This is a genomic window from Methanolobus vulcani (genome assembly GCF_006546655.1).
GTDB lineage: Archaea > Halobacteriota > Methanosarcinia > Methanosarcinales > Methanosarcinaceae > Methanolobus > Methanolobus vulcani_A.
On the sequence record NZ_VIAQ01000017.1, the window covers coordinates 69188 to 89981 of the forward strand.

A 20794-nucleotide genomic window follows, 5' to 3' on the forward strand; every position below is an offset into this window, starting at 1 on the left:
TCAGTTTGCCTTTGAAATGCCGATGGTCATGGATATTCCTTCGACATCCCAGTCCTTTTCAAGTGAACCCGCTGTGTCAACATCAAGGCCAATGACCTGAACGTTTGCACGGGTTTCTTTTGCAATGAACTGTTCTCTATCAAGTACCAAATCAAGTACCCTTTCATCGTTGATCTGTATGTGGGACTTGATATTGTCATCAACAGCAAGGTTGAGTTCTTTTCTCATGTCCTGCACCCTGCGGATAACTTCCCTGGTATAACCTTCGGATTCGATCTCACGGGTAAGGTTCGCGTCCACATAGATTATACCTGCACTTGACTGCGCACTTGCAACCATTTCTGGGAGTGTCTCTATGAAGTTGACCATTTCAGGTTTGATCAGTGCAGTTCCGCCCGGAATTTCCAGCTCGAACTGGTCTTCCAGAGCAAGTGTTTTCTTAAGCTGCATTGCATCTGCCTGCTTAATTGCACCGATAACCTTGCCAGCATCACCCTTGAATACCGGACCTATCTTTCCGGGATCAGGATTTGCCTCAAATCCAAGTTCATCCCAGGACTCGCCTACTCCAGTGAGTACAATGTCCTTTGAGTTGGTCTGGTCCATGAGTACGGATTTCAGGTTTGTAACCGCATCTGCTGCCTGCTGGTTTACAGGACTGAGAACTATGCGTGATACAGGCCACCTGAGTTTTCTTCCGACCTTCTGACGTGCATTGGATGCGGATTCCACAATTGAGCGAACCATATCCATATGAGCTTCAAGGTCTTTGTCTACAAGGCTTTCATCTACCTGTGGCCAGTCGTTCATGTGAATTGTGACCGGTGCATCCGGATTAACATTTCTGACAAGGTTCTGGTACATTTCCTCTGCCAGGTGTGGCATGAATGGAGCGATTACCTTTGCTGTTAATACAAATACATCATAAAGCACACGATAGACAGCAAGCTTGTCAGGGTCATCTGCTTCTACCCATGTCCTTGGCCTGATAAGCTGGATATACCATCTTGAAAGGTCTTCAAGAACGAATTCATTAATTGACCTGAGTGCCCTATGCAATGTGCACTTTGACATTGCATCATCAACCTCAGCAACAAGTGACTGGGCTCTTGAGAGTATCCATCTGTCCTCTTTACGCAGATGAGGAGTGACAGATTCAAGTGAAACCTGTGCCGGATCGAATTTATCAAGCACCATGTAAGGTAATGGGAAACGGTAAACGTTCCACAGAATATTGATGGTCCTGTTTATATTGCCAAGTTCATTGCTTACGAATTTAAGATCATCCCATGGAGCACTTGATGATAATACAAAACTACGCAGAGTATCAGCACCGAACTGTTCAATTACATCGCCTGGAGCTACCACGTTACCAAGGCTTTTTGACATTTTCTTGCTCTCACTGTCAAGAGTGAATCCATGCATAAGCACACTCTTGTAAGGTGCCTTGCCGAAAGCGACCATACTTGCACCAAGCTGTGAGTAGAACCACCCACGGGTCTGATCCTGTCCTTCTGTGATAAAGTCGGCGGGCCACCATTTTTCGAAATCTTCGGTCTGTTGTGGGAACCTGAGTGTTGCCCATGAAGCTACGGCAGAATCAAACCATACATCGAAAACATCTTCAACACGCTTCATCTTGCCGCCACATTCACAATCAAGCAAAATCTCATCTACATATGGCCTGTGAAGCTCGATATCATCACTGACGCCGGACATTTCCTGAAGTTCTTCCTTGGTACCGACAACATGCATCTTGCCACAGCTGTTACATTTCCAGACAGGTATCGGAATACCCCAGTATCTCTGACGGGAAACACACCAGTCACGTGCTCCCTCTACCCAATCCTTGAACCTTGCTGAACCTGCCCATTCAGGATACCATTTTACCTTTTCTATTTCTGAGAGCATCTGTTCCTTGAGTTCACCAATCTTGATAAACCACTGTTCAGTAGCAAGGTAGATGATAGGTGTCTTACAACGCCAGCAGTGTCCGTACCTGTGTTCAATGGTTCCTTCGGACAAAAGATTGCCACGTTCAATGAGGTCTTCAATGACTACTTTGTTAGCTTCACGGATGTGCATTCCTGCATATTCACCGGCTTCTTCAGTGTAACGACCATCTGATCCCACAGGACAGAATATAGGTAGATCGTTCTTCTTCCCAACTTCAAAGTCGTCCATACCATGGCCGGGAGCAATGTGTACACAACCTGTATTCTCTGCAGTTACAAAGTCTGCAAGATAGATGCTGTGTTTCATCTCGGCCTGTTTTGGCACCTTGTCAGCTATCGGACTTTCGTATGAGAGTGATGTGAGGTCCTCACCAAGCATTGTTTCAAGGACTTCATAATCAACGTATCTTCCCTTCTTGAGTACATTCTCAACAAGGTCTGAAGCGACTATAAGAGTTTCCTCTTTACTTTCAGAATTTACTGCCTTTACTTTTGAGTACTCAAAAGAAGGATGTACAGCAACTGCTACGTTGGAAGGAATGGTCCATGGTGTTGTGGTCCAGATAACCACAAAGGTGTTTTCCTCGCCTATTATCGGGAATTTTACGAATATGGATGGATCTTTTCTTTCCTCATATTCTACTTCGGAATCTGCAATAGCAGTTTCACAACGTGGACACCAGTTGACAACACGCTTACCCTGATCAAGGAGGTTTTTCTCCTGTGCCTGTTTCATTGTCCACCAGGCAGCTTCGATGTATTCATCCTTGAGAGTCATGTAAGGGTCTTCCCAGTTAAGCCATGCTCCAAGATCCTGGAACTGCTCTGTCATGTCATCTTTCTGATTTAGAGCGAATTCCTTACATTTTTCTATGAAATTGCCTACACCATAACTCTCAATGTCCTTCTTGGATGTGAAACCTAATGCACCTTCCACTTTTACTTCGATAGGAAGACCATGCATATCCCAGCCTGCACGGTCAATGATATCAAAACCGTTCATGGAACGGTATCTTAAAATGGAGTCCTTGATAATCTTGTTCCAGGCTGTTCCCAGGTGAATATGTCCGGTTGTATATGGTGGACCATCTACGAAAAAGAACTTTTTACCACCTTTTCTGTGCTCACGTACCTTGGAATAGGCACTCGTCTCGTTCCAGAGAGCATGTACCTTCTCCTCTATTTTCTTTGGGTCATACTGGTTGGTGATCTCCTCTATCATTTAGGATTCTCCATATGAATGTGAATTTTGATTAATCTGAATATATGTAAACACTTTGTGTAAACCTATCGTGCTTATCCTACTGCAATATTGAATTTAAATATATTGCATCATGAATCTGCATTCTGCTGATACTATCGCCTAAGCCGCCTGAATACTTTCAACTACGGGTATTATGAATCATACATAAAAGTTTCGAATTGGAGATAAAAACGGATTTGAAAAATCAATTACAGAAAATAAAGAAAAAAGGAGATATCCATTACAGATATCATATCTCCTTAACAAGACGGAAACCAATGTAATTCATGCGGCTTCCTTCACCAATACTGTCCCTGACAGCAGAACGACAATTCTCTTCTGCATTTTCCCAGCTTCCACCACGAATTACTCTTCTATCTACACCGCCTGTCCACTCACTACCGTCAGTCGGTGCTTTATTGTAATTACTGTGATATTCGTCCTGTACCCATTCAGCAACGTTTCCATGCACATCATAAAGACCCCATGGGTTTGCTTCCTTCATACCAACTGGTTGGGTCTTGTCCTCTGAATTGTCATCGAACCAACCATAATCAACCATCATTGAAGTATCATTGCCAAATGAGAAAGCAGTGTCTGTGCCTGCTCTTGCGGCATATTCCCACTCTGCTTCAGTAGGAAGCCTGTAGCTATCAGTTCCCTCCATCTCATTGAGAGCTTCAATGAACTCATTGGCAGCTGTCCAGGAAATTTTCTCTACAGGAAGGTCGCCATCACCTGTGAAGTAAGAAGGATTCTCACCCATAACTTCTTCCCATTGATTCTGGGTTACTTCATAGGCTCCGATATAGAAATCATTTCCAATGGTCACCTGATGAACTGGTCTTTCTGCCCTATCACTGTACTGCTCATCTTCAGGAGCGCCCATCAGGAAATCACCAGCAGATATCTTCACAAATTCCATATCAATTGAATTGGTGAATGTACTGTCATCAACCTCTGTTTCTTCAGGAGCCGAGGTTACATCCTCTACAACTTCCTGCGCATCATCATTTACAGTGTCATCGGAACCGGTACAACCACTTGCCAGGACTGCAGCCAGAAGCACAAGACACATAATAAAAGTCATGTAAGATCTTTTGATCATAAACCTATCCTCATATGTATTTACTATAATAACAACCGAAATAATGTTGATTTTTGTCCAAAACCTGATTTAAATGCTTTGGTTTATTATGAAAAATTAGTTATAAAATACCGAAAAATGATATGAAATACAGAAATGAGCTAAATGGCACCTTTTAAAGAATAAAAGGTGCCTGTGAGTCCTCCAACCACCTCACATAGAGATAATTCTAATCTGCCTGAAAGTATTAGAGATGATAGAATATAAAATGTGCACATTATAAGTAAATATCATCAAGCAATGTTTTTTCATTACGTATCTTTAATTTAGTTCTTGATCGATTTTGCATCCCTTTCAAGAATCATCTCTTTGCATCTTTTCAGGTCATCAACTGTATTGACATTTAAAGCAAATTCAATATCATCCATCACAAGGCTGACATATTCCTGTTCATGCTCGACATCTTTACCATCCATTATATTAACGCCTGAAGGAACTATCAGCTTTCCTTCGCCATCCCAGTTAAACACCGTGTCCGGCCTTATACCAAGACTTTTACAAACGGATATTGGAGAAAATATTGACATAGCAGGTTTACCACATACTTTGTATTCAGCAATAACCTTTTCAAGAAGAGCAGGACTAAGCAATGGTAAATCAGACATGAGAATCATTAGCGGTTTGTTTATACAGGCAACTTTTACCGCATAAACCATGTCACCAACATAATTACCTCCACCTGTTGGGATTACCTGTACCTTCCCCTCATACTTTTCCTCTATATAAGATGCTGTTTTAGGTGTTGCCGGAGATACGGCAACATAGATATCATCTATACTTTCTGTTTTTTGCAGTGCATCTATCACATATGATATCAAAGGTTTTCCAAGTAGATCGACAAAGGGTTTTTCCCCCATACCTAACCTGCTTCCAAATCCCCCTGCCATTATTATAGCGTCCAAACAATACCTCCATACATCACTACCAGTGTCACGGCGATAAGTGCAATTACCCTTCCAACTTCATTGGAAGCACCGATAACATCACCATTTACACCACCAAGATGTCTGTTGCTAATATTGATCAAAACAAAAGTTGCTAATATAGCTGCAATGAAAGGAATTATGCCATTCATACCAAAACCCAGGTAAAATGACATTGCGACACAGGCAACAATACCAATTAAAAATCCCATAAGATATTTAGGTACTGTGGTATTCTTGACAAGTATTGAGCCAAGTCCTTCGTGTATGGATCTGCCAAATGCAGCAACTGTGAGCATGGATTGCATAGCACTAATCTCTGACACGAACATCGCAAAGAAGAAGATTTTTGCCACATCGGCAGCAGATGAATATACAATTAAAGACTGCTCATTTAATGCCACAAGGGTCGCATAGAATGCAATAATAGTAAGGGATGCGTAGGCAACACCGCCTATTCCAAGGGACATGTCCTTAAGTGCTTTGAGTTTCTTTTCCACAGAACCATGTGCAGTCAGACCGTCACCAAGGTCAGCCATTCCATCCAGGTGGTTCAGTCCTGTAATATAATAAACAAATACTATTACAAACACAGCAGCAATGTAGATCGGAAGATAACTTACAAGAAGGTATGCAACTGCACCCATCAATAATCCAAGTACAATCCCCACTACAAGATGCAGGTATGTTCTCTTGAAGAACTCATCAAGCCCTTCCATTGTAATACCTACAGGAATTGTTGAAAGGAATCCGAAACTGGACCGCAGAGCTAATAAGAATCCATTCATCCTGCGATCACATCACTTTTGTTTTCCGGATCATTTTTCTTTTTGTTTTCATTTTTAGTCTTTTCAGCAGCTTCTGCCATTGCCCTGGTATACATGTTGGCAGAAACTCCACCTATAAGACCACCGATTATGTCATCCATGAAAGGACCAAGTTCAGCAAGAATTCCTGGTTTTTGTTTGTCAAAACGTACAAATTCAAACATTCCTTTATCACCGCTGATATATTTGGAAATACTCATACCAAGCACTTCATCTGCAATGATAAATGTCAGGTCTTTTTCGTATGAACTTCTGCTAATGTTAGGTAAACGGCCTTCTTTGCCCTCTTTTTCAAGTAATATACCGGAATAGATAAGAAGACAGAGATTCGGATCGGATACTGCAATATCAAGTTCTCTGAGGAACTTTTTTTCTGCAAGTTCTCTGGTCTCTATACCCGGATGTGGTGCATAGAGCTCAAGAGCAGCGTCAACAAGCATCTGAACTGTTATTCCTTCTTCTTCAAGTATCTCGATTATATTCCTGGTGATCTCACCTTCCAGCTCTTTGGACTGGTTCTTTTTCAGGTCCTTTGATTCTATATCCGATAATTTCATTGACATCACTTCGGGGAGATTTCATAATAAGATTATTGTTTGAGATTATATCGTTAGATTTCTAAATTTCAATTATTAGACATAAACAATACCATAATTTATCAATTGTACATTAATCACACCAAATTATAATTGATGATGCGACAATCGCAAAGAACGCTGCCACAAGGATTATCCATGATGTGAGCTTGATGTCCTCTGATACCGGGTAAACAAAACCATTACCCAGTACATAGGTATTCGGCTTTTCCAGTTTTATTTTCAGAGCACCTGCAATGGAAGCCATTGGAAAACCTGAATTTGGAGATGGTGTTTTTAGCCCGTCTCTTATACCTGTTTTAAATGCTGTCCTGTAATCAGGAATTTTGATCTTATGATATACCAGACTCACCACAAGAGTTGCAGCTGACAGGAAAATCACAGACACACGCGCAGGTATCCAGTTGAGCACATCATCTAACTTTGCAGAGAACCAGCCTACTTCACGATGACGTTCATCTGTGTAGCCTACCATGGAATCCAGGGTACTTGTAGCTTTGAAGACATACGCTGCTATTAGTCCGTAAGGTCCGAAACATGCGTAGAACAATAAAGGTGAAAGTATCCCGTCAACATAGTTCTCAGAAGTTGTCTCGATTATTGCTGAAGAGACCTGCCCTTCTTCCAGTTTTGATGTATTACGGCTCACATACATAGAGAGTTTCTGTCTTGCGCTGTCAAGTTTACCGGCATCAAGCTCAGATCTTACTTCGTTAGCTGCACCGTAGAGACAGCGAATAGCAAATGTAGCCTTAAGGAAATAAGCAGCTACCAGATAACGAAGAACTGCCGGAATGGATTCAATGCCCATGAATAACATTACAAGATAGGCGATAGTACACCCGAAAAGTATCGTGGTAAGACCAATGAATAACCCGTAAATCCTGCGATTGTTCGCAGGAATGTTCTTTTTGAAAAAACCTATCAACCTGCCCATCCAGACAACCGGATGGACTGAGAATGGAGGTTCACCAACCGCAATATCAAGAACATAGGCCAGAAGAAGCACTATCACCAGTTCACTTGTATCTGGATATACCGGCACCGGCAGGATCATAGATTGCGCTCCATTACTTCCTTCCATGCTTTTCTGATACTTTCATCGCTGAGACCTTCAGAAACAAAGATGGACAATAAGTCATCGACTATCTTTTCCTCATGGACAATAGTACAGTTCAGACAGCTCCATATCTGACCACCACTTGAGCTTTCTATCCAGTTGCCACCTGTGCGGCTGTCCTCACAAGGATAGAACGGACAGAAGCAGAAAGTACAGTCCTGCTCTTCAAAATGACAGGGATAATAGTCACAATCAATATTGCTTCCCTTACGGCCGCATTCTGCAGCAGCCTTTATATTTTCCCGAAGCTGTATCTCAGCCTGTTCCCTACCCCATTCATAGATTACCTGACGGATCGTATCTGCAATACGTTCATTCTCCTCTCTTGTACGTATTGCCACTCTTATGTGATTCTTACCGTTATTCTGGAAAGACTCGCAATCACGTATCAGTACACCATGAGATGCCATTCTTTCTGCAAGTTCTGATGAATTGAGTGAGAGATCAGTAATATCAACATAAATATAATTAACACAACTCTCTGCAGGTTTGAACCCTCTACGAGAGAGTTTAGTCATAAGGAACTTACGTTCCTGTTCTATGAAAGCCCTTGAATCAAGAAGGTATTTGCTGTTCACACCACCTTTCATGCTAAGCAGGGCAGTTGCAATGGTATCTGAAATACATCCCATGTTCCATGAAAGTCTTGCATTGTTAAGCACACATGCAAATTTAGAAGAAGCAACTCCAAAACCCATTCTGATTCCAGGAATTGCAAATGATTTTGTTAAAGAACGCTGGATGAAAAGATAATCATTATTTTCTACAAGATAAGCAACACTCTGCTCCGGTTCTGCCAGTTCAATGTAAGCCTCATCTACAAAGAGTATAGTCTTTTGGGCTGCACATTGTTCTGCAAGCTTTTCCATCATTTCTTTGTCAAATAGTTTTCCAGTTGGGTTATTGGGATTGCATACAAAGATAATTTTAGCTTCAGCAAGAATCTCATCCTCAAGGTCGAAGATATCATCCTGCTCGATGTACTTAATTTTGGCACCCATGACACTGCACTGCAATTCATATTCACTGAAAGTGGGTCTTGGAATTAGTACAACATCGCCTTCAGCTACAACACACTCTGCCACCAGTCGTATGATCTCAGTTGAACCGTTTCCGGGAATGATATTCTCATATGTCATTCCCATTCCCACAAATTCTGCTGCAGCCGTACGGTACTCAAGATAGCGGTTGTCCGGATACTGCTCAAGTTTTTCAAGCCCTTTACTAAGAAGCTCCTGCAGATCCAGCTCCGGGTCTGGCTGCTCAAAAGGAGTTCCTAATGGATTAAGACTTGCACTTGCATCAAGGATATCAGATTCTGGAATGCCGTATTTCTGGGAACTTTTTCTTATCAGCCCACCATGAACGCATGGATCAAGGCTTAGAAGATATTTCTTTACCGGAAGAGGTGGTCTTTGGTCTGTCACAATAATCAAAGCATGTAGAAAACAGGAAATATATTAACCTGTTCAGTTGATTTTCACAAAATCAAAGCAGAGGCACAATGATTTCCTTCCATGCTCTCCTTATATTATCATCAGTGTCTCCGTCTGCCATGAGTGCATCAAGCACCATTTTGGCGACCTTTGGTCTGTGCAATATAGTACAATGTTCGCAGCTCCACACATTCCCTCCGGTGGAACTTTCGATCCATTTTCCTCCTGTACGCTCATCCTCACATGCATAGAAAGGACAGAAACAGAAAGTGCAATCCTGTCCTGTAAAATGACAGGGATAATATTCACAAGTACCACGGCCGGCAGAGGAACTACCGCCATGCTCTATGGTCTCTTCAAGTTTTTCCCTTGCATCTTCCCTGCTGGTTTCTGCAAAGACGGTATCAAGGGTATGTATTAGTTTCTCAAAATCATCTCTTGATCGGATTGATAGTCTCACATATCGTTTGTTTCCGTCAAAGAAATCACTGCATTCCCGTATCAATATACCATGCATAGCCAGCCCTTCACTGAGTCTGGCTGAATCAAGAAATAGATCTTTCACGTCAATAAGTATATAATTAGTACTGCTTTCAACCGGATCAAAACCATAAATCCCTGAAAAGCGCTTGATTATGTATTTCCTTTCATTTTTAATGAACTTACGGGAACTAGTTAAGTACTCACTGTGAGGACCACCTTCCATACTCAGGAAAGCTAAACCTATGGCTTCATCTGTCACACCAATATTCCATGAAAGACGTGCAGAATTGAGCATATTTGCAAGAGAAAGGGAAGCAATACCATATGCCAGTCTTATACCTGGCATTGCCGTGATATTGGATATGGATCTTATTACAAAGAGATGATCATTATCCAATGTCAGACCTACAATACTCATATCAGGATCAGCCAGTTCAATTGCTGATTCGTCAACAATAAGCAGGGTACCATGTTCAGCACATTTTTGTGCAAAATCAGAAAGATTATCTTTTGGAATGAGCTGGCCGGTCGGATTGTTAGGATTTCCGATTACAATGACCTTTGCCCTGTCCAGTGTCATTTTTGGAAGATGTAATAATTCATCTGTAGTAAAGGAATGAATACGTGCTCCGAAAACTTCTGCTATATGACGATATTCACCGGATGATGGTGAAGTGGTAATTACAATATCCTCTTCATTGACAACGGTTTCCATGATCAGACGCAGAAGCTCACATGTACCGTTCCCTGGAATGATATTATCCGCAGATATGTTATGACCTACATAAGAGGCAGCAGCCTTTCTGAGTTCAAGATACCTGTTATCAGGATACTGATCGATCCTTTCTGTGGATCTCAAAACAGTTTGATTCAGATCAAGGTTACTTGCCGGAAAATTGAATGGTGTGCCAAGTGGATTCGTGTTTGAAGTGAAATCAAGAATATCTGATTCTGCTTTATTAAATCTCATAGGCAGCTCACGAGTCCTTCCGACATGATTTCTTGCTTGCAGTGCAAGTAAATAATGCTTCAAATGAAGTGGAAAATTTTTTCGGTACACACTTATCAACAATTGGTTACGCACAGGAGCTATATTAAACTATTCAAGTTGAGTTGTGCAAAACCCCATTCAATATGCATAGAAAAGGATAAAGCAATAAATACAGGTAACACAAATCATTATCACAAGTTCTTCAGGAACATTAAAAGATCGAATCAGAGGGATAATTGATGGCTGACGAAATTGATTATAAGATTATTGGCGACGACATGCAACTTGTAGAGATAGAACTGGACCCTAGCGAAGCTGTTAGAGCAGAAGCCGGTGCAATGATGTACATGGGTCCAGGAATCAGAATGGAAACATCTACTGGCGGTGGCCTGCTAAAAGGTTTAAAACGTGCTGTTACAGGTGAGAGTTTCTTTATCACAAGTTTTGTCCATGAAGGAAAAGATAAAGGATATGTGGCGTTCGGAGCCCCTTACCCTGGAAAGATAATACCACTTGATCTCAGCAAATTCGGAGGCAGTTTCCTCTGCCAGAAAGATTCATTCCTCTGCGCCGCAAATGGAATAGAGATCGAAATAGCACTTACCAGGAAAATCGGAGCAGGTCTTTTTGGAGGCGAAGGATTCATACTCCAGAGACTAAAAGGCGATGGAATGGCTTTTGTACATGCAGGTGGCACCATTGTCGAGAAAGATCTTGCAGCAGGAGAGACCATAAGGGTTGATACCGGATGCCTTACAGCATTTGAGGAAACTGTCGGATACGATATTACATGGGCAGGCGGTTTCAAGAACGCACTCTTTGGAGGCGAAGGTCTTGTACTTGCAACACTTACCGGACCAGGAAAGGTATATCTCCAGAGTCTGCCGTTCTCACGTCTTGCCGACAGGATTGTTGCTGCGTCAAGATACACTACCAGTAGCCAGAGAGAAGAATCCTCAGGAGTTGCCGGTTTGGGAAGCAGTGCACTGGGAAGCATACTTGGTGGAGACCGCTCTTTCTGAGCAGAAATGACAAGAGTCAAAACCGGAGATATTAAAAATGAGATTGTTTGCTATTGCAGATCCACATGGAAATTACTCAAAGATAGAAGAACTGCTAAAGATTGCAGGTGATGTGGATCTGATACTAATAGCAGGTGACATCACAAATTTTGGGCCCGATGAAAAGGCCCTTGATCTTTTTGATAAATTCAACCAGAGAATACTTGCTGTCCCTGGCAACTGTGACCATGAATCAATAATTAAAGTTATTGAGGATTCAAAAGCCACTGACATTCACAAGAAATCAATATCAATAGATGGCATTAGATTTATAGGAATAGGGGGGTCAAATCCTACACCATTCTGCACTCCATTTGAATTGCAGGAATGTGATTTTGAAGAGAATACAAAACGCATGCTGGAAGATGTGAAAGCGGATGAAATACTTGTAACCCTTACACACACACCACCTTTTGGCGTTCTTGATATGGTAGGAGATTCGCATGTCGGATGCAAAGCACTCAACGTATTCCTTGATAAGGCAGACCTGATGGTGTGTGGACATATCCATGAAGCCAGAGGGATAGAAAAGTCAGGAAAAACTGTAATTGTCAATCCGGGGATGGCTGCTTTGGGATTTGCTGCTGTAATAGATATTGAAATTGAAAATAATAGCCCAATTATAAATGTTGAACTTATAAAAAGTGATAGAGAAGTTATTTAACCATCAGAAATATATTATAATGCAGGTGATCCAATGAAGGCGAAATTATTAATTATACTCCTAATATCGCTTTCTCTGCTTGTTGCAGGCTGTGTCGATGACACTGAGACTGCAACAGAAGAGAATGCATCAATGAACGATTCAGTGACTGATGATGTAAATGACACTGTTACAGATAATACAGATGACGTTTCTGCTGAAGAAACTGAAACAGAAGATGTTACTTCTGATGAAGATGAGGATGAAGAGCTGGAAGTTACTGAGTATGAGGGACCAAAAACATACACATTAAACATGGAAAATTATTTGGTTCAGCCAAGCAACATAACGATAAACCAATATGATACTGTAATGTGGTTCAACCGTAATGATCCGGTCCGCCAATTCACACTAGTAAGCAATGAAGAACTCTGGGATAATACAACCATAGGATACAGATTATCTTTCAAATATACATTTAACGAGACCGGCACATATACATACAAAGTCCTGGGCTGGGAAGGAAGAATGAAGGGAACCATTATTGTTAAATAAGAATGCATCTTCAGGGAACCAGATGAATGTAAGATCTGTTAAAGAAGGAGATACTGAAGTTCTGGTTCCCATTCCTGAAGAAGGGGCTAATTTTGCTCCTTCTGCAGCACCTGTTTTTTTTAATCCGGTTATGGAGATGAATCGTGATATCTCCATAGCTGCAACATCTGCTTTTCTTAAAAGAATAAAACCTGACCCTGAGAAGACCATAACTTATGTTGATGCGCTTTCAGCTTCAGGAATAAGAGGCTTAAGAGTAGCCAATGAAATTGGCATTGAAACAACCCTGAATGACTGGAGCGAAGATGCCTATCAGCTCATACAGGAAAATATCGAAAAACTGGGTATAGGCGATCATACATTTGCAAGCCACAAAAATGCCAATGGTCTGTTACATGAAAAACATTTCAATATTGTTGATCTTGATCCTTTTGGAACACCTGCACCATTCCTTGCAGCTGCTGCCCGTTCTGTAATAGACTTGCTGGAAGTCACTGCAACTGATACCGCACCTCTTTGTGGTGCACATCTGAATTCTGGCATCCGCAAATATGCAGCAATTCCTCTTAATAACGAATATCACAGTGAAATGGGTGTGCGCATTCTTCTTGGCAGGATTGCGAGGGAACTCTCACTACATGATAAAGCCATGGTTCCTCTCCTGTCACATGCCACCAGGCATTATGTGAGAACTTATCTGCATATCAGAAGAGGAGCAAAGCAGGCGGATAAAATGCTGGAGAAGATGGGATTCATTGCCCAGTGTGAATGTGGAAATCGTGAAATTGTTTATGGTCTTGCTGTACATATAAATGATAAATGCAGCCTCTGCGGCAAGGAAAATACGATCTCAGGACCTATGTGGCTTGGAGAGCTTCATGACCCTGATTTCTGTAATGAGACCATTGAGGAACTGGAGCAGAGGAACTGCAAAACTAAAGAAATGTCCATTAAGATGCTGGAGTTTTGCAGGGATGAATTGGATGTTCCGATGTTCTATGACCAGCATCTGATATGCAAAAAGCTTGGAGTTTCTGCATCAACTATTGATACTCTTATAACTGCACTGAGAGATAACGGCTATAAAGCTTCAAGGACGCACTTCAGTGGTATTTCATTTAAGACGGACGCAGAACTACCGGATATAGAAAGAATAATTATTAATATCCGATAGAAATATATAGTATATTTATTTTAATGATATATATAATAATATATACTACAGGGTATTATGATGTTTTTAAAAATAAGGGTTCTAAAAGCTAAATCAGAAGGGAAATCGTATGAGTAAAGAATATGCTGAACAACTTTTTTTACAGGAAAAACCTACCCTTGCACTTCTGGCTATCTGGTCCCTTCAAAAAACCTATGCATCTGTTATAACTAAAGAAATTAATTCCACTTTTGCCCACACTACCAAAATATTGGCCAAGATGGAAGATCATGGTCTTGTACAGTTTTCGGTAGAAGGACGTGTAAAATACGTGGAACTTACAGATCATGGTTACAGGGTTGTTGATGCTCTTAAAAACCTTATAATGGCAATTGAAGGTGAAACACCAGAAGAGTTACATGAAGAGCACAGCACCGAAACTGGTGAAGAGGAAACAGGAAGCGTTGATGAAGCCAGAAAAGCAACCCTTGATCATATAGACAGACTGCACCAGCAGATAATGACTACATATAAAGATCTTGCAGAAAATAACACTGAGCTTCAGGTTATGAGAATGAAGATAGGTCCTTTTAGCAGGGATATCCAGTTACTCTTAAATTCAATAGAGGAGAATGAAGACCTCATTGATGACGAGGGCCTGGATAAGCTTACAGAGATACAAAATATCTTTGACCTTGTGATGAAACAATAACTAAAAGGACAATAATGATGGTCACAAAACTATTGATCAAGATCTATGGCAACAGGGAAAGAGCAACTCATTCTGCTGAAGTACTGATTAATAACGAACTGGAAGAGCTTGATGCCTCTGCTGAATTCTCAGTTAGTGATGATAACTGGCTTACTGTGGATATTACAGGAGAAGACAGTGAATTTGCATCTAATTTCCTTATGCAGAAATTTGGGACACCTGTTACAGAGATAATGAAAAATGAAACTTACCACGGATTCATAAGGCAGATCCATGACGATGAAATCGTCGTTGATGTCGGTATTCTTGTGACCATTCCCCGCAAGAATCTCAACAATCTTGGAAACGGAACCGCTAAGCAGATAGCTACTCGTTTTGGCATTATCAGGCATCTGCCTGTAATGATCGAGATTACTGATGAAAAGGCAAATGTAGGTATTTTTACCAAGGAACAAGCAGACCTCTGGTGGAGCTGGAAAAAGTCAGAACAGGACAGGGTTATTGCTAATTCTGTTACCAGATCGGAACTAAAGGCGGCTATCAAGAAAACAGGTCATGCAAGAGACATCTATGGTATTGAAAGACTGGGTCTTATGGAACACATGATTACATGCCGGGAAAATACCGATGGACCGGGCATTGTTGCTGCGATCGGTAAACTGGTAAAAGGCGAGCTTGGGGTTATTAGAACCTCAAAGTAATATTTTTAAAGAATTAACTCTAGAGTTTAATCATCTGGAAAATACAGTGATCGCAAGTATCATCGCATTTACATACCATTTGCATCACACATTCTTTTCCCATTTTTGCCCTGAATACTCCTTCTAAAACACCCTGAGCAAATGAACATAATGTTTTTTCTTTAATGGGGATGGAACGGCAGTCAAAAAAGTTGTTTACGGCAAGTTTGATTGGATCGTCTTCAAGGATGGTAAAGCTTCCAATATCATTGTTCTCCCAGAAATTCAGCATTTCCTGAAGAATGCTTGCAGGTTCCTGTGAGGTAATGTTATTTGATAAACTGTTACCAATATCATTTCCAATCTTGCGCATGATTGGGTCACAATTAACACCATGTGCCCTGAAACCATATTGAATTGCATGGAAAAGACACTTTAAACAACCAAATGAATGCACATCAGGAGACGATATAAGATCCAGCATTTCATTGTAGTGTTTCATTCCCGGTTCCTGGGAACATGCCACATACTGACATCTAAGGTAATAGACTTTTTTTCTTTTGTCTTTAGAGTCAATGGCTTCCTCAAGGAGATTCTGGCTTTTTAGATCATTGAGATGCACGGAGATTGTTGATTTGGCTTTACCTGTATGCTGCACGATCTCATCAAAAGATTTGCAGCCTGTTTTGAGAAAATCAAGTATCTTAATCTTTACAGAACCATTAAGAGCAATAACTCCAATATCAGTGGAAAAAATAGCCGTGTTGTCTCCGTTGTTCATGCATTTATGAATAAAACGACAATGTATTTAAACGTTCGCTATTTGGCGAATGAGTTATAAACATTATATGCTGCCTTGGTTTAAAACCATAGTATAACCATAATTATAACCACACTTACAATCATATCCAGTATTTAAAAATAAATTCCTCCCAGAAAAAATGAACATGAATAAATGCATTCGGGTACCGATACAATATGCGGAAAAAGTAAGAATCGAACTTGCAGAATCAGGTAGACTTGATCTGAAACGTAAGATTAAGCTTATTGACATAAACCAGCGTTTTCTTGAAATACCTGTTACTGAAGATATTGAAGGTTTTGAAACTATCTTACAGGAAGACGCTGAGTTTTACAATAAATGGCAGTCACTGGAAGATATACTCAGAGATAAGATATCCCCGGATGAACTTAAGAAACTGCCTTCTGGCTGGCAAATTATCGGAGATATTATAGTTGTTACAATTGACCCTACTATAGACCATCTCAAATTAATGATAGCTGAAGCTTTGCTTAAAATGTACCCCTCATGCAATACGGTTGTACGTGACCTTGGAATCTGCGGCCAGTTCAGATTACCAAAGAGAGAGGTTCTCATTGGAAATAACACAGAAACAATCAACAAAGAGCATGGTTGTCTTTTCAAGCTTGATGTTACAAAAGTGATGTTCTCCAAGGGAAATCTCCATGAAAAGAAACTTATGAGCAATATTGGAAATGATGAGACAATAGTTGACATGTTTGCAGGAATCGGCTATTTTACTATTCCAATGGCAGTTCATGCAAAACCAGAAAAAATCATTGCAATTGAGATAAACCCGCAGTCTTACGGATACCTGAAAGAGAACATAGCCCTGAACAAAGTGGAGCACATTGTTGAAGCCCGAAACGGAGACTGTGCGGAACTTACACCAAAAGGAGTTGCTGACAGGGTGCTCATGGGATATGTGAATACCACACACCATTATCTGGACTCAGGAATTGCCGCCCTGAAACCAGAGGGTGGCATCATCCATTATCATGAAACAACACCTGAGAGCCTGATATTTTCAAGGCCTGTTGAAAGAATAGAAAATGCAGCCCTGAAAGCTGGAAAGAAGGTTGAGATACTGGACTGCCGTAAGATCAAAAAGTATTCTCCAGGCGTCTGGCATGTGGTTGTAGACGCCAGGATTTGTTAAAATTTAAGAAAAAATTAGTTTGAAAATGATTTTATAGTTTTTTGATCTCGTTTGTCAAATCCGCATCAATGATGTAATCAAAATCAATAAATCCATTCCAATTGCTGTTTATTAGCATTGACTGGAAACAGACGCCAATTATCAGTTTGTTCTCGGCATCTTTGGTCAGCTCATCAACAAGCTCTTTCATCTTTTCAGGTTCAACGCCTATCTTTGGCATTGCAAGACCACCAAGAAGAACTACAGTGTCTGCGGAAGGGTCCACTTTTTCATCAAGCTGCATTCCATAGGATGAGAATACCATTGAACGTGCTTCATCTGCACGCAGGTCCGGAAGGAAAACGGTCTCTTTATCACTGCCTCTTAATACAAATGCCATAAGTTCGGCAAATGGTGTGCAGAAACCAACTGTTCCGATAAAAGTGACCTTTTTTGAATCACTGACAAGTTTTCTGAATTCAGTAAGCTGGCCACCGATGCCTTTTGAAGTACTTATAATTTCCATTAATATCTCCAAAAGGAAAAAAGTAATACAACCTTTAAGGTTGTATCGGTATTATTTAAGTATGTCAGAAATCTAAGTCAAAACTTAAATCTCTTTTACGCCGAAGGATTCCAGTAGAATGCCAGGGTTGATCCTTCCACTTGTGAAGGACTTCTTGCTCTTGACATCGTTCACTGTGATCTTGGCTGGTGCGAACATTCCTGCATCGACCTTGAAGAAGTCAAATTCTGCTTCCTTGAAGGTTGTGTAGAATGGCTTACCGAAGTCCCTTGAGGTTGTGGATGGTGCTTTCTTGACAAGCTCTTCCAGCTTCTCAACATCTCCGTACTCAACGGTGTAGTATGTCTCACCACAGTAGATGATACAGTCGTTGGTTGAACCCATGCACTTTGTGTCGTCACCGACAACTGGTGCAATTGGAGCAACACCGAAACCGCTCTTAATTGTATTGATGTCATATCCAATAGATTCAAGCTTGTGGATACCTGTCTCAACAATACGTGCTGAGATCTGGACACATCCTGCAATTGATGCTGTTGGTGCAACAGCGATGTAGACGTTCTCAGGGTCAACACTGCAGTGCTTTGCAATGTACTCTACGACCTCTTCATTTGGTATTGCACTTGACTCCATTACAAGGACTGCAAACTCGGAGTCGTCCTTGTAGCCTATTTCTTCATACAGTTCTTTTGGTTTAAGACCCAGAGCCCTTGCAGGACCGGAACCCATTCCGAAATATTTACCGACTGCAATTCTCCAGCCTGCGTACTGGGATGCCATACATGCGATGGTTGGGTGATCTGTTGCTACCTGAATAGCTGGTACTGGAAGACCGTTCAGGTCGAACTTGGTGTAGCTGATGTCTGCAAGGTCTGCAAGACAAAGACGGGAAAGATACATACCTGCATCATATCCACCTTCTACATTCACACCACAGTCAATGACAGTAGCGCCGTTATCAAGCTCTATGGACTGAACCTTAAGTTCTTCTTCCCAGTCAAGCATCTCATCGATTATAGCTAATCCCTTTTCGTTGACACTTATCACATTTATCACTCTTAACCTGTTTATCGAGTGACATTAGGCACTGGAGAATATATATCTACCGTCGTTTAGGCGATTAATAAGCTCAATTAGCTACCTATGGTATCACTCACTGCTCGTTAATATGAAAATATATGATATGAACGTTGTGATTACTATTGACTTGAGTAGCAAGCTAAAAAATCCACCGTGATTAGTTGGCTTTTTTAAGAGTCAGCCAGAAAATGCTACCCTTTCCTTCAGGATTATCATCCACATCGATGATTTCCATGTGTAGATCCATAATCCTCTTGACAATTGCAAGGCCAATGCCAGTTCCACGGATATTTTCCTTATGCAGCCGCATAAAGCGTTCAAAAACAGATGCCTTGCTTTCATTGGGTATGCCGTCGCCCTGATCAATAAAACTAAGCTTCCATTTGTTTCCAATATCCATGACATCAATAGTAATAGTACTACCATTGGGACTGTACTTTATGGAATTGGAGAGCAGGTTCACAAAAACCCTTTCTATCATAGGATTGGCAAGGGTGAAACAACCTTCATCCATCTTCACAATGATCTCCATATCCTTTTCCATTGTCTGGTATTCAAATCCTTTAACTATGTCACTGATTATTGAATTGAGATCGACACGCACAAAACTGATCTCATCAACAGATTCCAATTTAGCAAGATGTGCCGCACCATCTATCATAGAAATCAGTTTATCAGTTGCCTTATTGATGTTATTCAAAATGTGCTTTTTACTTTCATCGGTTTCAGTTTCAATAAGTAAGTCAACAAATGACTGGATAAGACCTGCAGGATTCAGCAAATCATGCCTCATGACATCAGTGAAGAGATCCTTGAGGTCATTGGACCTCTCAAGCTGGGAAGCATATTCCTTTAGCTGTTTTTCAGCCTTTCTCATCTCGGTGATGTCCTCACCGGATATCAGAATACCCATATTTTTACCTGAATTATCCATCAAAGGCGAATCATAGCATCTAAGCAAACGTTCTTCACCCGTACTTAGAATGATGGGGACCTCACTATATTCATAGGGTTCAACCTCGCCAGAAATAAGACCATCATAGTGAGCCCTGATATCATTGACCGAATCATGGGAAATAAAAGATTCTATCCATTCTTTACCAACGATTTTGTCAGGGCTGTAACCCAAAAGATCAGATCCTTTCCTGTTGATAGTAGTGACCTTGAAATCCAGATCAAGAACGGCTACCAGAACACCAACATAATCCAGATAATAATACGCTTTGTTCTTCTCGGTCAAAAGAGTATCATGTTGCTTTTTAATTCTAAGAAGTGAATCAATTTTCTTTTCAAGCTCAAACCTGCCAACGGGTTTTTTCAGAAATTCGTCAGCACCGGCCTCAATTCCCCTCTGATGGTCTGCTTTGTCAGTCAGGGCTGTGACCATTATAATAGGTATGAAATCCATTTTGAAATCGTTACGTATCACCCTGCAAACATCATATCCATCCATCTCAGGCATCATAACATCCAGAAGTATAAGGTCAGGACATTCTTCCTTTACTTTTACAAGGGCATCCTTTCCATTGTAGGAAGTAACGATATCGTAATTGTCCCCAAGATATACAGACAATAATTCCACATTTAGTGGCTCATCATCAACAATAAGGATCTTACATTTTGAGGGTGTCATCTAACACACAATATAATTCTACATTTATATATAGTTGCCTAATTATTTTGATGTTACTACTATGCTGATATTTGCATTTCTGCAAGTTCT

19 protein-coding genes are annotated in these 20794 nt (G+C 40.9%); 7 read left to right on the forward strand and 12 right to left on the reverse strand.

Translation table 11 applies throughout. The features are described 5' to 3' along the window. The 8 genes from ileS to FKV42_RS10885 all read right to left on the reverse strand — a co-directional run bounded on the left by ileS (position 1) and on the right by FKV42_RS10885 (position 10700). Entirely contained in the window at positions 1–3177 is a 3177-nt protein-coding gene (ileS, locus tag FKV42_RS10850; RefSeq protein WP_154810256.1) for an isoleucine--tRNA ligase, read from the reverse strand. A gap of 271 nt (positions 3178–3448) precedes the next feature. Beyond that, complete coding sequence (locus FKV42_RS10855; protein WP_154810257.1) at positions 3449–4306, reverse strand: formylglycine-generating enzyme family protein; 858 nt, start codon at positions 4304–4306, stop codon at positions 3449–3451. 305 nt (positions 4307–4611) lie between these two features. Beyond that, positions 4612–5247, reverse strand: coding sequence for an NTP transferase domain-containing protein (locus FKV42_RS10860; RefSeq protein WP_154810258.1), 636 nt, complete (start codon positions 5245–5247; stop codon positions 4612–4614). Then, positions 5235–6056 (reverse strand): adenosylcobinamide-GDP ribazoletransferase, encoded by an 822-nt coding sequence (gene cobS / locus FKV42_RS10865; RefSeq protein WP_154810259.1) that lies wholly within the window; start codon positions 6054–6056, stop codon positions 5235–5237. The genes FKV42_RS10860 and cobS overlap by 13 nt, the downstream gene beginning before the upstream one ends. Further along, positions 6053–6652 carry an alpha-ribazole phosphatase CobZ gene (cobZ, locus tag FKV42_RS10870; protein WP_154810260.1) on the reverse strand — a complete coding sequence of 200 codons (600 nt, stop codon included), beginning with the start codon at positions 6650–6652 and terminating at the stop codon, positions 6053–6055. The genes cobS and cobZ overlap by 4 nt, the downstream gene beginning before the upstream one ends. Before the next feature lie 112 nt (positions 6653–6764). Further along, positions 6765–7775 (reverse strand): cobalamin biosynthesis protein, encoded by a 1011-nt coding sequence (locus tag FKV42_RS10875; RefSeq protein ID WP_230375652.1) that lies wholly within the window; start codon positions 7773–7775, stop codon positions 6765–6767. After that, positions 7745–9238, reverse strand: a complete 1494-nt coding sequence (cobD, locus tag FKV42_RS10880) for a threonine-phosphate decarboxylase CobD (RefSeq protein ID WP_154810261.1) — start codon at positions 9236–9238, stop codon at positions 7745–7747. Before cobD ends, FKV42_RS10875 begins: the two co-directional genes overlap by 31 nt. Positions 9239–9299: 61 nt before the next feature. Then, a complete protein-coding gene (locus FKV42_RS10885) occupies positions 9300–10700 on the reverse strand; it encodes an aminotransferase class I/II-fold pyridoxal phosphate-dependent enzyme (protein ID WP_154810262.1) in 1401 nt (466 codons plus the stop codon). A gap of 260 nt (positions 10701–10960) precedes the next feature. Here FKV42_RS10885 and FKV42_RS10890 point away from each other — a divergent pair, with 260 nt between their 5' ends. The 6 genes from FKV42_RS10890 to FKV42_RS10915 all read left to right on the forward strand — a co-directional run bounded on the left by FKV42_RS10890 (position 10961) and on the right by FKV42_RS10915 (position 15546). Further along, complete coding sequence (locus FKV42_RS10890; protein ID WP_154810263.1) at positions 10961–11743, forward strand: TIGR00266 family protein; 783 nt, start codon at positions 10961–10963, stop codon at positions 11741–11743. Positions 11744–11780: 37 nt separating this feature from the next. After that, positions 11781–12446: a metallophosphoesterase family protein gene (locus FKV42_RS10895; protein WP_154810264.1), complete on the forward strand. Its 666-nt coding sequence runs from the start codon at positions 11781–11783 to the stop codon at positions 12444–12446. Positions 12447–12479: 33 nt separating this feature from the next. Further along, complete coding sequence (locus tag FKV42_RS10900) at positions 12480–12980, forward strand: cupredoxin domain-containing protein (protein WP_154810265.1); 501 nt, start codon at positions 12480–12482, stop codon at positions 12978–12980. 22 nt (positions 12981–13002) lie between these two features. Beyond that, a complete protein-coding gene (locus FKV42_RS10905) occupies positions 13003–14154 on the forward strand; it encodes a tRNA (guanine(10)-N(2))-dimethyltransferase (protein ID WP_154810387.1) in 1152 nt (383 codons plus the stop codon). Positions 14155–14263: 109 nt separating this feature from the next. After that, entirely contained in the window at positions 14264–14845 is a 582-nt protein-coding gene (locus tag FKV42_RS10910) for a helix-turn-helix domain-containing protein (RefSeq protein ID WP_154810266.1), read from the forward strand. Positions 14846–14859: 14 nt separating this feature from the next. Beyond that, the gene (locus FKV42_RS10915; RefSeq protein WP_328287524.1) at positions 14860–15546 is read left to right on the forward strand and encodes a DUF2110 family protein; all 687 of its coding nucleotides are present in this window, start codon (positions 14860–14862) and stop codon (positions 15544–15546) included. A 19-nt stretch (positions 15547–15565) separates the two neighbouring features. On the opposite strand, the gene FKV42_RS10920 is transcribed toward FKV42_RS10915, so the two are convergent. Continuing rightward, positions 15566–16306 (reverse strand): ArsR family transcriptional regulator, encoded by a 741-nt coding sequence (locus FKV42_RS10920; RefSeq protein ID WP_154810267.1) that lies wholly within the window; start codon positions 16304–16306, stop codon positions 15566–15568. 166 nt (positions 16307–16472) lie between these two features. Here FKV42_RS10920 and FKV42_RS10925 point away from each other — a divergent pair, with 166 nt between their 5' ends. Continuing rightward, entirely contained in the window at positions 16473–17486 is a 1014-nt protein-coding gene (locus tag FKV42_RS10925) for a class I SAM-dependent methyltransferase (protein ID WP_154810268.1), read from the forward strand. Positions 17487–17517: 31 nt separating this feature from the next. Here FKV42_RS10925 and FKV42_RS10930 read toward each other — a convergent pair whose 3' ends face one another. From FKV42_RS10930 to FKV42_RS10940, 3 genes are all read right to left on the reverse strand, one after another. Next, positions 17518–17991, reverse strand: coding sequence for a DUF2124 domain-containing protein (locus tag FKV42_RS10930; protein WP_154810269.1), 474 nt, complete (start codon positions 17989–17991; stop codon positions 17518–17520). An 84-nt stretch (positions 17992–18075) separates the two neighbouring features. Beyond that, entirely contained in the window at positions 18076–19038 is a 963-nt protein-coding gene (mch, locus tag FKV42_RS10935; RefSeq protein ID WP_154810270.1) for a methenyltetrahydromethanopterin cyclohydrolase, read from the reverse strand. A gap of 190 nt (positions 19039–19228) precedes the next feature. Continuing rightward, a complete protein-coding gene (locus FKV42_RS10940) occupies positions 19229–20704 on the reverse strand; it encodes a hybrid sensor histidine kinase/response regulator (protein ID WP_154810271.1) in 1476 nt (491 codons plus the stop codon). Positions 20705–20794: the final 90 nt, after the last annotated feature.

Excerpts from the sequence above, each read along its gene's own strand:
- FKV42_RS10910 (WP_154810266.1), top strand. The coding sequence starts at position 14,264 with ATGAGTAAAGAATATGCTGAACAACTTTTTTTACAGGAAAAACCTACC.
- FKV42_RS10940 (WP_154810271.1), bottom strand. The coding sequence starts at position 20,704 with ATGACACCCTCAAAATGTAAGATCCTTATTGTTGATGATGAGCCACTA.
- FKV42_RS10875 (WP_230375652.1), bottom strand. The coding sequence starts at position 7,775 with ATGGAAGGAAGTAATGGAGCGCAATCTATGATCCTGCCGGTGCCGGTA.
- FKV42_RS10915 (WP_328287524.1), top strand. The coding sequence starts at position 14,860 with ATGATGGTCACAAAACTATTGATCAAGATCTATGGCAACAGGGAAAGA.
- cobS (WP_154810259.1), bottom strand. The coding sequence starts at position 6,056 with ATGAATGGATTCTTATTAGCTCTGCGGTCCAGTTTCGGATTCCTTTCA.
- FKV42_RS10905 (WP_154810387.1), top strand. The coding sequence starts at position 13,003 with ATGAATGTAAGATCTGTTAAAGAAGGAGATACTGAAGTTCTGGTTCCC.
- FKV42_RS10925 (WP_154810268.1), top strand. The coding sequence starts at position 16,473 with ATGAATAAATGCATTCGGGTACCGATACAATATGCGGAAAAAGTAAGA.
- FKV42_RS10920 (WP_154810267.1), bottom strand. The coding sequence starts at position 16,306 with ATGAACAACGGAGACAACACGGCTATTTTTTCCACTGATATTGGAGTT.
- FKV42_RS10895 (WP_154810264.1), top strand. The coding sequence starts at position 11,781 with ATGAGATTGTTTGCTATTGCAGATCCACATGGAAATTACTCAAAGATA.
- FKV42_RS10930 (WP_154810269.1), bottom strand. The coding sequence starts at position 17,991 with ATGGAAATTATAAGTACTTCAAAAGGCATCGGTGGCCAGCTTACTGAA.
- FKV42_RS10885 (WP_154810262.1), bottom strand. The coding sequence starts at position 10,700 with ATGAGATTTAATAAAGCAGAATCAGATATTCTTGATTTCACTTCAAAC.
- FKV42_RS10900 (WP_154810265.1), top strand. The coding sequence starts at position 12,480 with ATGAAGGCGAAATTATTAATTATACTCCTAATATCGCTTTCTCTGCTT.
- FKV42_RS10855 (WP_154810257.1), bottom strand. The coding sequence starts at position 4,306 with ATGATCAAAAGATCTTACATGACTTTTATTATGTGTCTTGTGCTTCTG.
- ileS (WP_154810256.1), bottom strand. The coding sequence starts at position 3,177 with ATGATAGAGGAGATCACCAACCAGTATGACCCAAAGAAAATAGAGGAG.
- FKV42_RS10890 (WP_154810263.1), top strand. The coding sequence starts at position 10,961 with ATGGCTGACGAAATTGATTATAAGATTATTGGCGACGACATGCAACTT.
- cobZ (WP_154810260.1), bottom strand. The coding sequence starts at position 6,652 with ATGAAATTATCGGATATAGAATCAAAGGACCTGAAAAAGAACCAGTCC.